This window comes from Sinorhizobium americanum, from assembly GCF_001651855.1.
GTDB lineage: Bacteria > Pseudomonadota > Alphaproteobacteria > Rhizobiales > Rhizobiaceae > Sinorhizobium > Sinorhizobium americanum.
Map to the genome: position 1 here is coordinate 67,761 of NZ_LNQC01000042.1, position 17,143 is coordinate 84,903.

Genomic DNA, 17,143 nt, shown 5'->3' on the forward strand with positions numbered 1-17,143 from the left:
TCCAGTTTACTTGCGCCAACCGCTTTTCCAGCCGGCAATCAGCTTCGGTGCACTGGACTTCAGAGCCTCACCCCGGCCCGAAAGGCTGGGGTTGGTCATGAAATAATGCTGCGCGTTGAACGGCTCGGCATCCTTGCCAACTTCCATGCGGCCCGAGGTGCCGTCCGGAAGGATCTCGTAGCTCTGCTGGTTGTCGATGAGATTGCCCAGCATGATCTGCGAAAGAACCTGTTCGTGCACAGTCCGGTTGATGAGAGGCACGAGCGTCTCGACCCGCCGGTCCAGGTTGCGCGGCATCATATCCGCCGAACCGATATAGACAAGCGCATTTTCCGACGGCAGGCCGTGGCCGTTGCCGAAGCAGAATATCCGGGAATGCTCGAGGAAGCGGCCGACGATGGACTTGACACGGATGTTTTCAGAAAGCCCGGGGACCTGCGGCCGCAGGCAGCAGATGCCCCGAACGACGAGATCGATCTCGACGCCCGCACGGCTTGCCCTGTAGAGCGCATCGATGATTTCCGGATCGACGAGCGAGTTCATCTTCATCCAGATGGCCGCCGGCCGACCCGCTTCGGCGTGTGCAATCTCCTCGTCGATGTGCTTGAGGATGCGCGGTCGCATCGTATGCGGCGAGACCGCCAGCTTCATCCCCGCCTCCGGCTCGCCATAGCCGGTGATGAAATTGAAGATGTTCGCCATGTCGTGGGCGATCACCGGATTGCAAGTGAAGAACGACAGGTCGGTATAGATCTTCGCCGTGACCGGGTGGTAATTGCCGGTGCCGAGGTGGCAATAGGTCCTGAGCTTGCCCTCTTCCCGGCGCACGACCATCGACATCTTCGCGTGGGTCTTCAATTCGATGAAGCCGAAGACCACTTGGACGCCGGCGCGCTCAAGGTCGCGTGCCCAGCGAATGTTCGCCTCCTCGTCGAAGCGGGCCTTGAGCTCGACAAGCGCGGTGACCGACTTGCCTGCTTCGGCGGCATCGATAAGCGCGCGCACGATCGGGCTGTCATTGGAGGTCCGGTAAAGCGTCTGCTTGATCGCCAGCACGTCCGGATCGCGTGCCGCCTGGAGCAGGAACTGCACGACGACGTCGAAGGACTCGTAAGGATGGTGGACCACCATGTCCTTCTCGCGGATCGCGGCGAGGCAGTCGCCGCCATGCTCGCGGACGCGTTCCGGGAAGCGCGGATTGTAGGGCTCGAAACGAAGGTCCTCGCGCGGTGCCTTGGTGATTTCGGAAAGCGTGTTGAGCGCCAGCAGTCCGGGCAGAACGGCGACGCGATTATCGGGCACGCCGAGCTCGTGCACGACGAATTGGCGCAGCGACGCGGGCATTTCGGAATCGGTTTCGATGCGGATCACCGACCCGCGGCGACGGCGCTTCAACGCCGTCTCGAACAGGCGCACCAGATCTTCCGCCTCTTCCTCGACTTCGATATCGCTGTCGCGGATGATCCGGAACGTACCCGAACCCTGAACCTCATAGCCCGGGAACAGGCGGTCGATGAACAGGCCGACGACATCTTCGAGGGTGATGTACCGGATGACGTTCTTGACGTCCGGCAGGCGGACGAAACGGTCGAGCGCCACCGGCAGGCGCAGCAGCGCCGTCATCGGCTCACGGCCGGTCTTGCTGACGAGTTGCAGGCCGATGGAGAAGCCGAGATTCGGAATGAACGGGAACGGGTGCGCCGGGTCGATCGAAAGCGGCGTCAGGACCGGGAAGATCGACTGGTCGAATTCATTGGCGAGCCAGCTTTTGTCCTGCGCCGAAAGAGACGCCGGACGCACGATCAGAATATCTTCCTTGGCAAGATATTGCTGGAGGACGGCGAGCGAGGCCTGCTGCTCCATCTGGAGATTGTCGATCTCTTTCAGGATCTCGTCGAGCTGTTCGGCCGGCGTCTTGCCGTCCGGGCTGCGCAACGAAACGCCCGATCGCACCTGGCCCTCGAGACCGGCGACGCGGACCATGAAGAATTCGTCGAGGTTGGCAGCCGAAATCGACAGGAAGCGAACGCGCTCCAGGAGCGGATGCGCCGTGTTCAACGTCTCCTCGAGGACCCGTCGGTTGAACTGAAGCCACGAGAATTCGCGGTTGATGAAGCGCTCGGGGCTCGTCAGAAGATCAATTTGCTCCGCGGGCGCCTTGTGTTCGGTGATTGCAGACGTCGCGTTATCCATTCCCATCAGACCCCATTGCTCCGGATGAACGAGCTATCCCACTTTGACGACGGTTCTGTGACAGTCAATCGGGCCGGCGGGCAATTGCAAGTTCTTCCAAGATTTCCGCCGCAAGGGCCCGCGTCAGCCGCGTGCCGCGGGCAAGCGCCAGATGATCCATCCGCTCGACGATCGTCTGCGCAGCCTCAAGGGACCGCTCCATCCGATTGACTATATAGGCCACGAAACGCTCGTCGACGAGCAGCTGGCGATCGGCAAAAAGCTTGAAGAGGACCTGCGTCAGGAGTTCGTCGTCGGGTTCGCCGATCTCGACGACGGTGGCGGCCTTGAGGCGCGACTTGAGATCGGGAAGCGTCACCGGCCAGGACATCGGCCATAGCCGCGAGGTCATCAGAAGCGCCGTACCGTTCTGGCGGACGCTGTTGATGACATGGAACAGCGCCGTGTCGTCGAAGCCCTTTCGGTCGACATCCTCGAAAAGCACCGGCCTCGAAGCCGCAACGTCGGCGGCATCCGAGCCGGCAACGGGGTGGATCGGCTCAGCACCCGACGCCTCTCGCCAAATGCTGGCGAGATGCGACTTCCCGGAACCGACCGGACCGGCGATGATGACGACCGGCGACGGCCAAGCCGGCCAGTGGTCAACGATCGCAATGGCCGCACTCAGGCGATCGGAAACAAGCAAGTCCTCCCGGCCGGTTGACGGGTCGTGACCGAAGACGAGCGGCAATTGTTCGTTAGGACGTCTTGTCATGCTTTGCTCTGGAGGACGGCATCGGTCGGCTGGGCTCCTGGCCCTCCGACTGCTGGTTCGCGGCCGCCCTATGCCCATGATAGAGGTCGCTATCAAGGTATCGCTGGATGCCGAAACGGACAAGCACGCCGACCGCGGCAGCCGCCGGAACGGCGACGAGCAGGCCGACGAAACCGAACAGCGCGCCGAAGGCAAGCAGCGCGAACATCAGCCAAACGGGATGAAGCCCAACGCTCTTGCCGACCAGCTTGGGCTGGAGAATGTTGCCCTCGAGGAACTGGCCGGTGAAGAAGACGGCAAGGACGAGCAGAATCCAGATATAATCCGGCCAGAACTGGACGATCGCCACACCGACGGCAAGAACGAGACCGACGAGCGACCCAACATAGGGAATGAAGCTGATCATGCCGGCGAAGAAGCCGATCAGCAGGCCGAAATTCAGGCCCACAAGCGACAGGCCGACCGCATAATAGAGGCCGAGAATGAGGCATAGTGAACCCTGGCCGCGAACGAAGCCGGCGATCGTCGTGTTCATGTCGCGGGCAATCTGGCGCACGATATCGACATGGTCGCGCGGCACCCAGCTATCCACCTTCTCGACCATGTGGTCCCAATCGAGCAACAGATAGAAGGCGACCACCGGCGTGATAATGAAGAGCGACAGGATATCCAATAGCGCCATGCCTGAATTCCAGAGCTGCTGGAACAGGGTGCCGAGAAAGACCGCCCCCTGCTCGAGAAGCTTGGCGGAATTCTCCTTGATCGTCGCCATTTGAGCCTCGAGCCAGTCCGGCACGAGGGTCGACTGAGTGGTATCCGCGACGAAAGCCTGAAGCCTCGCGACATAGCCGGGCATCTTCTGGATGAAATCGGCCGCTTGGGTGAAAATCAGCGGGATGACGATGATCAGCGACAGCGCAAAGAGAAGGACGAAGGCGACGAGAATGGCGATCGTCGCCATCAGGCGGCTGAGGCCAAGCCGTTGCAGCCGGTCGGCGACCGGATCGAGGAAATAGGCAAGCGCCATGCCGGCGAGGAACGGCAGGAGGATGGAACTGAAAACCATCAGGAAGGCGATGAAGGCGGCGAGCACGAGCAGCCAGAAGAAGATCTGGCGCTGAAGTCCTAAACCGCTGATCCGATTGCCCATGGTGTTTCCCGTCCCGTCCGTCGCCCGGCGCCCCCGCGTCTCTTCCGACGAGATAGGGTGCGGCGCGCGCGCAGGTCAAGCCCGACTGCCTTCAATCCGCTCGGTTCACGCCTGAAGGCGATGAGCCGAAGGCAAAAACGTGAAAAAAGGCCGCAAGGCCCGGCCTCTCCGCTTGCACTCCTTAGCTTACCGTGCCAATCGCATCCGCAAAATACGACGAGCCTTGGAGAACGAGCATGAGCCAGTCGGGAAAGAACGGCCTCACCTATAGCGACGCGGGTGTGGATATCGATGCCGGCAACCTGATGGTCGAAAAGATCAAGCCGCATGTGCGCTCGACCCGGCGTCCCGGAGCCGACGGCGAGATCGGCGGCTTCGGCGGCCTTTTCGACCTCAAGGCGGCCGGCTTCAGAGATCCGGTCCTTGTCGCCGCCAATGACGGCGTCGGCACCAAGCTCAAGATCGCCATCGACGCCGACAAACACGACACGGTCGGCATCGACCTCGTCGCCATGTGTGTCAACGACCTCGTCGTGCAGGGCGCCGAACCCTTGTTCTTCCTCGATTATTTCGCCACGGGCAAGCTCGATCCCGACCAGGGGGCGGCAATCGTCGCCGGCATCGCCGCCGGCTGCCGCGAGGCAGGCTGCGCGCTGATCGGCGGTGAGACGGCGGAAATGCCGGGCATGTATTCGGGCGGCGACTACGATCTTGCCGGTTTTGCCGTCGGTGCGGCCGAGCGCGGACAGCTGCTGCCGGCAGGCGACATTGCCGAAGGCGACGTCATCCTCGGCCTTGCCTCCTCCGGCGTGCACTCGAACGGCTATTCGCTGGTGCGCAAGATCGTCGCCCTCTCGGGTCTCGCCTGGGACGCGCCGGCGCCCTTTGGCGAGGGGACGCTTGCCGAAGCGCTGATGACCCCGACCCGCATCTATGTGAAGCCGCTTCTGAAGGCGATCCGCGAGACCGGCGCGATCAAGGCGCTGGCGCACATCACCGGCGGCGGCTTCCCGGAAAACATTCCGCGCGTGCTGCCCAGGCATCTCGCCGCCGAGATCGACCTCGACGCCGTCAAGCCGCCGGCGGTCTTCTCCTGGCTGGCCAAGACCGGCGGCGTCGCCGCCAACGAGATGCTGCGCACCTTCAATTGTGGTGTCGGCATGATCGCCGTCGCTCCGGCAGCGGAAGCCGACAGGGTCGCGGCGGTGCTCGCCGGTGAAGGCGAAACGGTCTTCCCGCTCGGCCGCATGGTGGCGCGCGAAGAGGGTGCCGCCGGCACGATCTACAAGGGCAGCCTCGCCCTATGAGTCTGTCCCCGGCCAGGAAGAAAAAGGTCGTCGTCTTCATCTCCGGCGGCGGCTCCAACATGCTGTCGCTGGCGAAAGCCGCGGCCGAACCGGATTTCCCGGCCGAGATCATTGCCGTCATTTCCGACAAGGCGGAAGCCGGCGGCCTTGCCAAGGCGGCAGCGCTCGGCATCGCCACAGCCTCGTTCGTGCGCAAGGACTTCCAAAGCAAGGAGGAGCACGAAGCGGCGATCCTCGCCGAGCTCGACCGGCTGCAGCCGGACATCATCTGCCTTGCCGGCTATATGCGGCTGCTGTCCGCCGCCTTCATAAATCGCCACGCGGGCCGGATCCTCAACATCCATCCGTCGCTGCTGCCGCTGTTCCCGGGGCTGTATACGCATCAGCGCGCCCTCGAAGCCGGTATGAAGCTCGCCGGCTGCACCGTGCACTTCGTCACCGAGGGCATGGACGACGGCCCGATCATCGCCCAGGCCGCCGTCCCCATCCTTGCCGGCGACACACCGGAGACGCTCGCCGCGCGCGTCCTGACGGTCGAGCACAAGACCTATCCGCTGGCGCTCCGGCTGGTCTCCGAGGGCAAGGTCACGATGCATGATGGGCGGGCCGTCAGCCACGGGGTCTGCGATGCCTCTGGCGCTCTGATTTCTCCAACGATTTGAAACGGGGCAAAGTCTCTTACCCGAGGAGTTCCAGGACCTTCAGGAAGCGCGCATGTCCTCGGATCGGATCGAGGTCCGAGTCGTACTTCACCCATCGTTTTGTTTCGTGGGTGGCGCGCGGGAGAAGCTCCACGAGCAGGTCGATTGCCCGTTCATGTTCGCCCTCGAGCGAGTAAAAGCAGGCCACGTTGTATTTCGCCAGACGATCGTCGGGATCGATGGCCAAGGCACGTCCTGCCCATTCCTTAGCACGGTCGTGGTCTCCAAGCGCCGTGAGGCCCAAGGCCCCCAAATAGGCGGGTCTCGCATTCTCCGGACGCAGCATGAGCTCACGCTCGGCCCGCGCAACACCTTCCCGTGCCGCCATCCTCATTTCCTGATCGCGCCCGAGCGATCGGAGAATGTTAACGAGCACAAGCAAGGCTTGGTAATCATCCGGCTTGAGTTCTGCGGCGCGCAGGAAAAACCGGGCCGCTTCATCCAGCTTCCCCTGAGTGAAGCAGGCGCGGGCATAAAAGTAGTAGGCTTCAAAAAGATTGGGATCGAGAGCGATCGCCTGCTCAAACTCTGCCATCGCTTCCGAATGCCGCTCGCGAAGCGAGAGGGCGAGGCCACGTGAAGCATGCGCTTCTGCCAGGCCGCTCTCAAGGTCCAGCGCCTTGGCGCTCGTCGCCAGAATGCCGTCAATCGAGACATCGGCGTTATAGTGAAGGAAGAGGAAGGAATCGCAGTCCGCGATTCCCGCATAGGCCCGCGCATAAAGCGGGTCGAGTTCGACAGCCATTGCGAACATGCGCTTCGCAAGCACGTAATGCGATTTGCAGTGCCAGTGCAGGAAATGCCGACCCCTGAGGTAATACGCATAGGCCTCGAAATTCCCCGTCGGCACTCGACCGATGACTTTCTTCTCCTCTGGCAGCAGCTTGACCTTTAGATGATCGACGATGGTATGGGTGATCTCGTCCTGCAGGGCGAATATGTCGGTGAGATCACGGTCGTAGCGGTCGGCCCATACATGACCACCACCCTTGCCCTCCACAAGCTGCGCGGTGACGCGCACACGCGACCCGGCCTTGCGGATGCTTCCCTCCAGGATAAAGTTGACCCTTAGATCCTGGCTCACCTGCTGCACCTTCACCGGTTTGCCCTTGTATGTATAAGCAGTATTGCGGGCGACGACGAACAGGCCGGATATTTTCGACAAATCGGTAATGATGTCCTCGGTGATCCCATCGCTGAAATACTCCTGCTCTGGGTCACCGCTTATGTTGTTGAAAGGCAGAACCGCGATCGACGGCTTTTCGATCTCCCAAGGATCTTGCTGGCTAGCATCCGAACCGGTCGTTCGGAGAGCCGTAGCAAAGTCCAAGGTAATGCCATAGGCGCGCACCGGACGGTCGATGTTCTTGAGCGCCTGCTCGCCCATATCCTCGAATCGAAGATCGAGCCGGTTGCCGACGTTATCTCGAACGGCTGCAGAGACCGCGATGCCGCCGGGCGTCGCTATGCTTTCAAGTCGAACCGCCACATTGACGCCATCCCCGAATATGTCATCGCCCTCGACGATCACGTCCCCGAGGTTGATGCCCATCCGAAGCTCTATCCGGCTGCGCTGCGGCACACCCGCATTGCGTTCCAGCATACCTCGCTGGACCGTGGCCGCGCAGGTGACTGCATTTACAACACTTGGAAATTCCGCCAGGAATCCGTCGCCCGTGAGCTTCACGATGCGACCCTCATGCTCAGCTATCTTGGCGTCGATCAGTTCCCGGCGGTGCGATTTCCATGCCGCGTGAGTGCCTGCCTCGTCCTGGCCCATGAGGCGGCTGTACGTCACAACGTCTGCAGCGAGGATGGCCGTCAAACGTCTGTGCACCGTCGGATCGTTCATGTGACCACCCAGTCTTCGTGTACTGCCACTCTCGGGGTGCTAGAATTCCAGGCCGACCCAATCATACCCCAGCGGCCAGCGAATGTCTCATCTTGTGCGGCCAAGACCGCCCAGCTCCCGATCAACTGTGGAGGGGTGGTCTATTGGAAGCGCCGGCTCACTTCGCCTGAGCGAGCCGGCTGTCGAGGCCGTCGAGGACACGCCGGGTCAGGGCCGGATAGTCCTCGTCGAAATGATGGCCCCCTTCGATGGCGACAACATCCACGCCGGCGGGCTTCAGGTCCGGGCAGGCGTCGTCTTCCTCCTCGGTTCCGTAGAAGCACTGGACGAGCGACGGATCGATCGCCTTGATGTCGTCGACCGGGTCGCCGGCGCTGCCTGCGCCTTCTGCGCCGAGCCAACCGAGGACGGAGATCTTGAAGTCTGCCTGGTGCGACAGCGCCATGAGGCTCACCTGGCGAACCCGCGCCCGCTCGGCGGCAGGCAGCAGGTTGTAGGTGCGCGGCAGGATATCGGCGCCGAAGGAATAGCCGATCAGGAGCACGTTGCGGACATTCCACCGCTTGCCGTAATAGCCGATGATCCGCTGAAGATCGTTGGCGCTCTCCTGCGGCTGGCGCTCGGCCCAGAAATAACGTAGCGAATCCACGCCGACGACGGGAACGCCCTGCTGTTGCAGGACATTGCCGACCTCCTTGTCAATATCGCGCCAGCCGCCATCGCCGGAATAGATCACCGCCATCGTATCGCGGCTCGGCTTGGCGTCGAGGACCGTCAGCGGCAGTCCGAACGGATTGTCCGTTTCGTCATCCTCGCCCAGGTAATCCGACAGTGCGTCGGAAAGCGCCTTATAGGCTTCGTCGTCCGTATCGTCGGTCTCGATTTCCGGATGCTTCTCGACAAGCGCAGCGACATGGTCTCGACCTGCCGCAGACGCTGCCGGAGAAAAGGTGACGGCCACCGGGTCGGGCAAGGCTCCGTCGGTCAAGCCGTACACCATGCGGTCGTTCTTCCGGCTCTTCTCCGCCGGCGTGCAGAGCTGCTTCGTCAGAGTGATACCCTCTTCCGGATCGACTGCAAGCGTCCTGCCGATCGTTGCGGCGGGCGATTGCGCCGCGATCGCCAGCGCCATTGCGCCGCCGGCGCCGACACCGGCCACGACCGGCGGGCGATAGGCGCCGCTACCCGCCGCGCGCTGCACCTGCTGGCTCAAGGATTCGATGTCGGAGACGGTATAGATGCAATCGCCGTCGTCCTTGGCGAGGGACGCCAGATAGGCCTTCAGGTCGATGCCGATGACGATCGCTTTTTCATCGGACAGTGCACGAGCCGCCGCCGCCTCCATCGCAGTCCATCCGCCGGCATCCGAAAGCAGCACGACGAGTCCTGCCGCCTCTTGCCTGGGGAACAGGATATGCGGCGACGGGATCATCCCCGTGTCGAACTTGGGCGCGTCCTCGGCCGCGGCCGGGAGCTTGGCCGCCCCGAGGACAAGGGCCGCAAAGATCGCGGTTTTCCAAACTTTGCCCATGAGTGTCATTTCCTTATAACTCCCTTGAGGCCACCGCCGATCAGGAACGTCGCGTCCATCAGGGCGAGTATCGGATTGAGCCCCCCGCTTGCGACAAGATATCGTGGCTGCCAATGCGGATGGAACTTCGACTTGAAGGCGCGCAGCCCCTTGAAGTTGTAGTAGCGTTCGCCGTGCTCGTAGAAGGTCCGCCCGGCGCGGTCCCAGACCGGCGCCAGCCGGCGAGACGACATGCCGGAGAGCGGCGCCATGCCGAGATTGAAGCGCCGATAGCCCTGCGCCTTCAGATATTCCATCAGCTGCGCGAACAGGAAATCCATCGCACCCCGGGGCGCCTCCGGCGAGAAGCGCATCAGGTCCACGGAGCCCTCTTCCTTGGTGCCGGTAACAAGGATGTTCGCGAAGGCGACGATGCGGCCGTCGCATTTGAGGATCGCCACCGGCTGTTCCGCAAGATAATCCGGATCGAAGGCGCCGAGCGAAAAGCCCTTCTCGCGTGCGCTGTGGTGCGCAAGCCAGGCATCGGATATCTCCGCAAGTTCCGGCAGGATCGCCGGCACATCGGCGGGTTCCACCAGCGAGAATTCCAGCCCATCCCGCTGGCCGCGGCTCACCTGCTGGCGCAGGTTTGCCCATTTGCCACCCTTCATCTCGAAGCGCATGAGGTCGACCTCCGCGAGCTCACCGAGACGGAAGGCCCTCAAGCCCGCATCGGCGTAATAAGCTAAGCCCTTGGGCGAGACCTGGTAGAAGACAGCGCGGCAGCCGTTGGAGCGCGCCGTCTCGATGAACTGCCAGATCAAATCCGGCCATGCATCGAGCGGCCCGACAGGGTCGAAGAGTGCAATCCAGGAGCGCGCCTGGCGCCCATACATGATGAAGGCGCGGCCATCGGCCGAAAACATGATGCTCTTGTCGCCCATCCGCACCAGGTTGGCATCCGACATGTCCTGGGCATCGAGAACGGCGATGGCGCGCTCGAGCTCCTCCTCGGATGCGGGTGCCACAACCGTAGTGGCCGGCCGCATGAGGCTCCAGATCGCTACGGCGGTCGCGCCGATCGTCACGCCCAGCAGCGCGCGCAGGCCGCGCGGCGCCTCCGCCGAAAACTCGAATTGCCACCAGAGCTCATGGCTGTAGTCGACGTTGCGATAGACGAAAAGCAGAACGACATAGGCACCGAGGCAGATGACGCCCATCGCCATAAGCCAGGGGGCTGTCAGCGCCTGCCCGAACAGCGAAGCGGGACGGACGAAAAGCCGGCGGCTCGCGATGAGGCCGAGTATGAAGAAGGCGAGCATGCCTGCTTCGACGAGCGCCACCGCCTTGACAAGCGAGAGCAGAAGCGCGGTCAGCGCGATGACGACCGATGCCCACCAGGCACCGTCGAGCCGCAGTGCCAGTCCGCGCGCGACGATGACCAGCGCCAGGCCCAGCAGGCTCGCCAGGAAGTGCGCTCCTTCGACGATCGGCAGGGCGACATGGTTGGCGAGGAAGGCCAGGTTCTCATCCGGCGTCGGCGTGACGCTCGAAAGGACCAGCATAAGGGCGAGCACGAGAGCGAGTGTCGCAAGCAGCAGCGGCGCCATCCGGCCGCCGGCACGGCGCAGGCTGGACGCGGCGGGGTGGCCGGCGAACTGGCGGAGTTCCACGCCGATGATCACGACGATGGCGATCAGCAGCGGCAGCACATGGTAGATCACGCGGTAAAGGACCAGCGCGCCGAGGACCGCATCGACATCGGCCGCGCGGCCGAGGGTTGCGACGATCACTGTTTCGAAAACCCCCAACCCGGCCGGGACGTGGCTCAGCACGCCGAGGCCAACCGCGACGGAATAGATCGCCAGGAATGCCGGCCAGCCGATCGTGCCTGACGGCAGCAGCACATAGAGCACCGTCGCGGAGGCCGCGAGATCAAGCGCCGTTACCAGAAACTGCCGCGACGAGGTCCTGGTATCCGGCAGACGCAGGGTGACGCGGCCAATGCTCACCTCATGGCCGCTCCGCCCCGCCACCATGACCGCGAGCATGGCGGCAAGGACGAGCACGCCAATTCCCCGCAGCCAGAACGGCTCGATCCCCATCAGCGGCGCGACATATTCGGCAACGGCGAGCAGGCTCAGAGAGCCGACGGCGGCAAGCCCGAGGCCGAAGGCGAGCGTGACGAAGGCGATGACCCGGCCGATATCATCCGGCTCCAGGCCGAGACGCGAATAGGAGCGATACCGGATTGCGCCGCCGCTCAAGGGTCCGAAACCCGCGGTATTGCCCACGGCATAGGCACAGGCCGCCGTCAGGGCGACGTCGACATAGGGGAGCTTGCGTTTGACATAGTCGAGCGCGCCGACGTCGTAGAAGGTAAGCGCAAGAAAACTCAGCCCGGTGAACAGGATGGCGGTTGCGACCGCGCTCCAGCTCGTGCCCGCCAGTGCCGCCACCACATCTTCATACTGCACTTCGGCAGTGAGATGAAAAATCGCCACTCCGAAGAGCGCGATCATCGCGAGGGTGCCCAAGGCGGAAAGATAGCGCTGGTTGCGCCTCAGAAATGGCCGCCACCCGACCTCGGCCGTGTCTTTCTGCGCTTCAATTTCGGGGAGGGAGGAAGAGGACGTCATGGATCGCCCGTGTCGTTGGAGAAGACACGAGCGATTTACCGCAGTCCGGTGCGCACAAAAAGTGAATTATTGGTAATGTATTCTGTTTCAATGGGTTAAGCTGCCAACGCCGCCCGGTTCAGCATGGCCCAGTGCAGCAGCATGATCGTCTTGGCGTCGCAGATTTCCCCGTTGCCGATCATTGCAACGGCCTCGTCCAGGGCAATTTCAAGCACCTCGATGTCTTCGCCCTCATGCGCCAGCCCGCCGCCGGCTGACACCTTCTTGGATGTATCGATGCGGCCGAGGAAGAAACTTGTCCGTTCGGTTATCGAACCCGGGCTCATATAGGCGTCGAAGAGATGCATTGCGCTCTCGATGCGATAGCCGGTCTCCTCCATCGCTTCCCGGCAGATCGCAACTTCCGGCGCCTCGCCGTCGAGCAGGCCCGCCGGCGTCTCGACCAGAAAAGCAGGCTCCCCTTGCAGCAGGACGGGAAGACGGAACTGGCGGACGAGCACGACGATCTGGCGCTCCGGGTCGAAAAGCAGAATCGTGGCTGCGCGGCCATGGTCATGCACCTCGCGAACGAGGCGGGCAGTCCTGCCGTCGGACATCTGTTGCTCGAGAGTGACCTGCTCGAGGCTGATGAAACCCGTCCAGAGAGACCGGCGGTCGAGAATCCGGATGCGCGGGTCTTCATGTTTCGTCATGGGTGATCCTTGATGAAAGCGTTTCACACGCATGCTGCGCGTGTCGAACATGACTGCTCAGGCCCGGCGCATCCACACGCGATTGTCGTGGAAGGCAGCGCCGCCATAGGGCGCCACCGCATCCGCGCCGGTCAGGACATTGATCCCCTCGCCGTCGAGATGGGCGCCGTTCGGCCAGAGGCCCTCGGCAATCACGACGCCGCGGCGCCCGCCGCCGCCGATCCTGGCATGAAGGCTGATCTCGCCGCGATCATTGCCGAGCCTGACGATATCGCCGTCGGCAATGCCGAGCGCGGCGGCGTCCTCCGCATGGATCATGACCTCCGGTCGCCCCTCCTTCTCGATCGAAGAGGGCGTCTCGGAAAAGGTCGAGTTCAGGAAGGAGCGCGCCGGCGAAGTCGCCAGGCGGAACGGATGCCGCTCGTCGGCAACTTCTATCAGATCGACATGGTCGGGAAACTCGGGAAGGCCGCCGTGCGGTCCCTGCAGGCCCATCGACTTCGGCGGACGGTTCGGCGCGGGCGTTCCGGTCCAGTCCGCCTTGAAGCGGAACTTGCCGTCCGGATGCCCGAATCCCTTGAGGAAATGCGCTTCCTCGAAGGCGGGCTGGCAATCAAGCCATTTCCGCTCCTTCATTTCCTCGTAGCCGATGTCGTAATTGGCGAGCAACCGGTCGATATGCTGCCGCTCCGACAGCCAGAATCCCGGGCGATCGGCGACGCCGAGGCGCTTTGCCAGTTCTTCGATGACGAAGAGATTGGTGCGCACAGTCGGCGGCGGTTCGACGACTTTCGGGCCGAGCAGAATGTGCTGGTGTCCACCGCCGCGGTAGAGATCGTCATGCTCCAGGAACATCGTTGCCGGCAGCACGATATCGGCAAGCCGCGCGGTATCGGTCATGAACTGTTCGTGCACGGCGACAAAGAGGTCGTCCCGCAGAAAGCCCCGCCTCACCAGCCTCTGCTCGGGCGCGACGTTCACCGGATTGGTGTTCTGGATCAGCAGCGCCGTAACGGGCCCGCGCTGGCGCAGGGCCTCGGCATCGCCGGTCAGCACGCGGCCGATCTGCGATTGGTCGAGCATGCGTATGTCGGGATCGTGGAGAGCGGTACCAACGAGCTCGCGCTTGTCGAGCTTGAAAATGTCGTTGTTGGAATGAAAGGCGCCACCGCCCTCGTGCTTCCACGAGCCGAGCACGGTGGCGACCGATGCCGCGGCGTGGATCGCGACAGCGCCGTTGCGCTGGCGGGTGAAGCCGTAGCCGAGACGGAAATAGGTTCTCGGCGTCGTCCCGACGAGCTTCGCGAAGGTCTCGATTTCCTCGACGGAGAGCCCAGTAATCGCCGAGGCCCATTCCGGCCCGCGTGCCTTCAAATGCATCTCGAGTCCAGCCGGGTCGTCGGCAAACTCCGCCATATAGGCACGGTCCGCGTAGCCGTCGCGGAAGGCGACATGCATGACGGCGCAGGCTAGCGCGGCATCGGTGCCGGGTTTCAGGATGAGGCCCAGGTCGGCCTGCTTGACGGTCGGGTTGTCGTATACGTCGATGACGACGATCTTGGCGCCGTGCTCCTTGCGGGCCTTGACCGCGTGGGTCATCACGTTGACCTGGGTTGCCACCGCATTGGTGCCCCAGATCACCACGCAATCGGACTTGGCCATTTCGCGCGGGTCCGGGCCGCGCAGGGCTCCGGCCGCCATGGTAAAACCGGTCCAGGCCATGTTGGTGCAGATCGAGCCGAAGAAGCCGGAATAGCGCTTGGCATGGCGCAGGCGCTCAATGGAATCGCGCTGCACCTGCCCCATCGTGCCGGCATAGAAATAGGGCCAGACCGCTTCCGAGCCGTGCTCCTGCTCGGCCCTGACGAATTGCTCGGCGATCTCGTCGAGTGCCGCCTCCCAGGAGATTTCCTGCCAGCGCCCTTCGCCTTTCGCGCCGATACGGCGCTGCGGCACCATCAGCCGGCCGGGATGGTAGATGCGCTCGGCATAGCGCGCGACTTTGGCGCAGATGACGCCGGCCGTGTAGCTGTTGGCAGCGGCGCCGCGGACGCGCCCGATCCGCCCCTCGGCGGTCAGGTCCACTTCCAGCGCGCAAGCCGAGGGACAGTCATGCGGACAGACCGAGTGGCCGACCGATTTTTCTGCTCTGATGGGGGTCGCAACGTTCATGGCTTTTCTATATGGCATCCGCCAGGGGGCTCAAAGTCCCATTCGTCATCCATCGAAACAATTGATCGCAGCCATCGGCGGCTTTTATGAACTATCGGCACATCTATCACGCGGGTAATTTCGCCGATGTCCTGAAGCACGCGGTGCTGGCCAGGCTCGTCACCTATCTCAAACAGAAGGACAAAGCTTTCCGGGTGTTGGATACCCACGCCGGCATCGGGCTCTATGACCTGTCGAGCGACCAGGCACAAAAAACCGGCGAGTGGCGCGACGGCATCGGAAGGCTGGTCGACGCCGAACTCCCTGTCCCCGTGGCCGCCATTCTCGAGCCGTATCTCGCGGCCGTGCGCGATCTCAATCCTCATAGTGGGCGGGATGGCGGGATCACCCACTATCCCGGCTCGCCGAAGCTCGCCCGCATGCTGTTTCGGCCGCAGGACCGGCTCTCGGCGATGGAACTGCATCCGGATGACTATGAAACGCTGCACCGGCTTTTCGACGGCGATTTCCAGAGCCGTATCACCCGGCTCGACGGCTGGCTGGCCCTCGGTGCGCACCTGCCGCCGAAGGAAAAGCGCGGCCTCGTTCTCGTCGATCCGCCCTTCGAGAAGGAGGGCGAATACGAGCGGCTGGCCGAGGGGCTCGCCAGGGCTTATCGCCGCTTTACCGGCGGTCTCTACTGCCTCTGGTATCCGCTGAAGAAGGGTGCGCCCGTCAAGGAATTTCATGAGGCGCTGAAAGCGCTGGAGATTCCCAAAATGCTGTGCGCCGAGCTTTCGGTCCGCAGCGATCGCGACATCACCGGACTGGCAGGCTCAGGCCTCGTCATCGTCAATCCGCCCTATACGCTCAAGGATGAGCTCGACATCCTGCTCCCCTTCCTGAAGGAACGGCTTCGTCAGGATCGCTTCGCATCGGCACGCTGCTTCTGGCTGCGCGGAGAAACAGCTCTCAACCGAGGGCCTTGACGGGCAACGCCGAGTGGCTTCAATCTCTCCAGACGATTCAGGGAGGTAGCCATGATTTGCAAGCTTGCCGCAATGCTTCTGACCTCGCTTTCCCTCACCGCCGGTGTGGTCACCAGTGCCGCCGCCGCGGATTTGGCCGCGGTGCCCGTCGCCCCGCAGGCTTACAATATCGGCATTTGCGGCAACCCGTCGGTGCTGGGCTTCATCACGCGCCGCTTCGACTACAAGGCGGCAAACTATCTTCATGCCAATCTCGCGATCGCCGAAATCCGCGACATGGGCCAGAACCGCTTCGAGCCGCGCGACTACACGCACCTGGTCGAACGTGAATATTGCTACGCGACAGCGGTGATGAGCGACGGGGTCCGGAGGCCGCTCTGGTACCTCATCGAGCGGCCCTGGGGGTTTGCCGGCGTCGGCTCCAATGTCGAGTTCTGCGTCGGCGGCCTCGATCCCTGGTATGTCTACGGCGCCCATTGTTCTTCGCTTCGTTGATTGCCGCAAGAAACCGGCTTCTAGCGGCCGTAGCCCTGTTGGCGGTCGCCGGCTGTAGCGGCGAAAGCGACAAGATACCCGGCGCCGGGGTGGACGCCCCGGCGGGTGCCGCATCGGCGAGCGTTCCGCTCGGCAAGGGCTTCGACTTCTATGTGCTTTCGCTCTCCTGGTCCCCGACCTGGTGCCGAAGCAATGACCCTCAGGGGAAATCCGAACAATGCGAGCGCGGCAGCGGACTGATCGTCCACGGCCTGTGGCCGCAGAATGAACGCGACTATCCGCAGTTTTGCCCGACGCGACAATCCGACCGGGTCCCTGAGTCGCTCGGCCGGCAATATCTCGACATCGTTCCGTCGATGGGCCTGATCGGCCATCAATGGCGCAAACACGGCACCTGCTCCGGCCTCAGCCAGGCGGATTATTTCGCCGTGACACGGGCGGCCCGCGAGCGGCTTGCCATTCCTGCCGAGTTTACCCCCACGGAGGGTTCGCGAGACCTTTCCGTGGGATCGATCGAGACCGCTTTCACGACGAAGAATCCCGGCATGGCGAAAGACATGATCGCCGTGACCTGCGAGGGCCCGCTGATCGAGGAAATCAGGGTCTGCTTCGACAGGGAATTGCGTTTCAGGGCCTGCCCTGAAATAGATCGCCGCGCCTGCCGACGAGACGCGGTGCTACTCCCCGCCGCACCATAAGAACGGAAAGAC

13 protein-coding genes are annotated in these 17,143 nt (G+C 63.1%); 5 read left to right on the forward strand and 8 right to left on the reverse strand.

Features of this window, described 5'->3' with window-relative positions:
- Positions 1–6: 6 nt before the first annotated feature.
- The 3 genes from ATC00_RS05705 to ATC00_RS05715 all read right to left on the reverse strand — a co-directional run bounded on the left by ATC00_RS05705 (position 7) and on the right by ATC00_RS05715 (position 4,097).
- Positions 7–2,193 (reverse strand): RNA degradosome polyphosphate kinase, encoded by a 2,187-nt coding sequence (locus ATC00_RS05705; RefSeq protein WP_132075465.1) that lies wholly within the window; start codon positions 2,191–2,193, stop codon positions 7–9.
- A 64-nt stretch (positions 2,194–2,257) separates the two neighbouring features.
- Positions 2,258–2,947 (reverse strand): DnaA regulatory inactivator HdaA, encoded by a 690-nt coding sequence (gene hdaA / locus ATC00_RS05710; RefSeq protein WP_037379822.1) that lies wholly within the window; start codon positions 2,945–2,947, stop codon positions 2,258–2,260.
- Positions 2,931–4,097: an AI-2E family transporter gene (locus ATC00_RS05715; RefSeq protein WP_037379820.1), complete on the reverse strand. Its 1,167-nt coding sequence runs from the start codon at positions 4,095–4,097 to the stop codon at positions 2,931–2,933. Before ATC00_RS05715 ends, hdaA begins: the two co-directional genes overlap by 17 nt.
- A 236-nt stretch (positions 4,098–4,333) precedes the next feature.
- Between ATC00_RS05715 and purM the strand changes: the two genes are divergently transcribed.
- Positions 4,334–5,404 carry a phosphoribosylformylglycinamidine cyclo-ligase gene (purM, locus tag ATC00_RS05720; protein ID WP_037379819.1) on the forward strand — a complete coding sequence of 357 codons (1,071 nt, stop codon included), beginning with the start codon at positions 4,334–4,336 and terminating at the stop codon, positions 5,402–5,404.
- Positions 5,401–6,066, forward strand: a complete 666-nt coding sequence (purN, locus tag ATC00_RS05725) for a phosphoribosylglycinamide formyltransferase (RefSeq protein ID WP_064252233.1) — start codon at positions 5,401–5,403, stop codon at positions 6,064–6,066. The genes purM and purN overlap by 4 nt, the downstream gene beginning before the upstream one ends.
- A 16-nt stretch (positions 6,067–6,082) precedes the next feature.
- Here purN and ATC00_RS05730 read toward each other — a convergent pair whose 3' ends face one another.
- From ATC00_RS05730 to ATC00_RS05750, 5 genes are all read right to left on the reverse strand, one after another.
- Positions 6,083–7,957, reverse strand: coding sequence for an adenylate/guanylate cyclase domain-containing protein (locus ATC00_RS05730; protein ID WP_082912065.1), 1,875 nt, complete (start codon positions 7,955–7,957; stop codon positions 6,083–6,085).
- Between the two features lie 157 nt (positions 7,958–8,114).
- Positions 8,115–9,497 (reverse strand): virulence factor family protein, encoded by a 1,383-nt coding sequence (locus ATC00_RS05735; protein WP_064252234.1) that lies wholly within the window; start codon positions 9,495–9,497, stop codon positions 8,115–8,117.
- Entirely contained in the window at positions 9,494–12,106 is a 2,613-nt protein-coding gene (gene mprF, locus ATC00_RS05740; protein WP_064252235.1) for a bifunctional lysylphosphatidylglycerol flippase/synthetase MprF, read from the reverse strand. The genes ATC00_RS05735 and mprF overlap by 4 nt, the downstream gene beginning before the upstream one ends.
- Before the next feature lie 95 nt (positions 12,107–12,201).
- Positions 12,202–12,798 carry an NUDIX domain-containing protein gene (locus ATC00_RS05745; RefSeq protein ID WP_064252236.1) on the reverse strand — a complete coding sequence of 199 codons (597 nt, stop codon included), beginning with the start codon at positions 12,796–12,798 and terminating at the stop codon, positions 12,202–12,204.
- Between the two features lie 57 nt (positions 12,799–12,855).
- The gene (locus tag ATC00_RS05750; RefSeq protein ID WP_064252237.1) at positions 12,856–14,988 is read right to left on the reverse strand and encodes a molybdopterin oxidoreductase family protein; all 2,133 of its coding nucleotides are present in this window, start codon (positions 14,986–14,988) and stop codon (positions 12,856–12,858) included.
- Positions 14,989–15,056: 68 nt separating this feature from the next.
- Between ATC00_RS05750 and ATC00_RS05755 the strand changes: the two genes are divergently transcribed.
- The 3 genes from ATC00_RS05755 to ATC00_RS05765 are packed head-to-tail and all read left to right on the forward strand — an operon-like array spanning position 15,057 to position 17,131.
- Positions 15,057–15,938 (forward strand): 23S rRNA (adenine(2030)-N(6))-methyltransferase RlmJ, encoded by an 882-nt coding sequence (locus ATC00_RS05755; protein WP_064252238.1) that lies wholly within the window; start codon positions 15,057–15,059, stop codon positions 15,936–15,938.
- Positions 15,939–15,989: 51 nt separating this feature from the next.
- Positions 15,990–16,433 carry a hypothetical protein gene (locus tag ATC00_RS05760; protein ID WP_037379805.1) on the forward strand — a complete coding sequence of 148 codons (444 nt, stop codon included), beginning with the start codon at positions 15,990–15,992 and terminating at the stop codon, positions 16,431–16,433.
- On the forward strand, positions 16,415–17,131 hold the full coding sequence (locus ATC00_RS05765) for a ribonuclease T2 family protein (protein WP_037379802.1): 717 nt from the start codon (positions 16,415–16,417) through the stop codon (positions 17,129–17,131). Before ATC00_RS05760 ends, ATC00_RS05765 begins: the two co-directional genes overlap by 19 nt.
- The last annotated feature ends 12 nt before the right edge of the window (positions 17,132–17,143 follow it).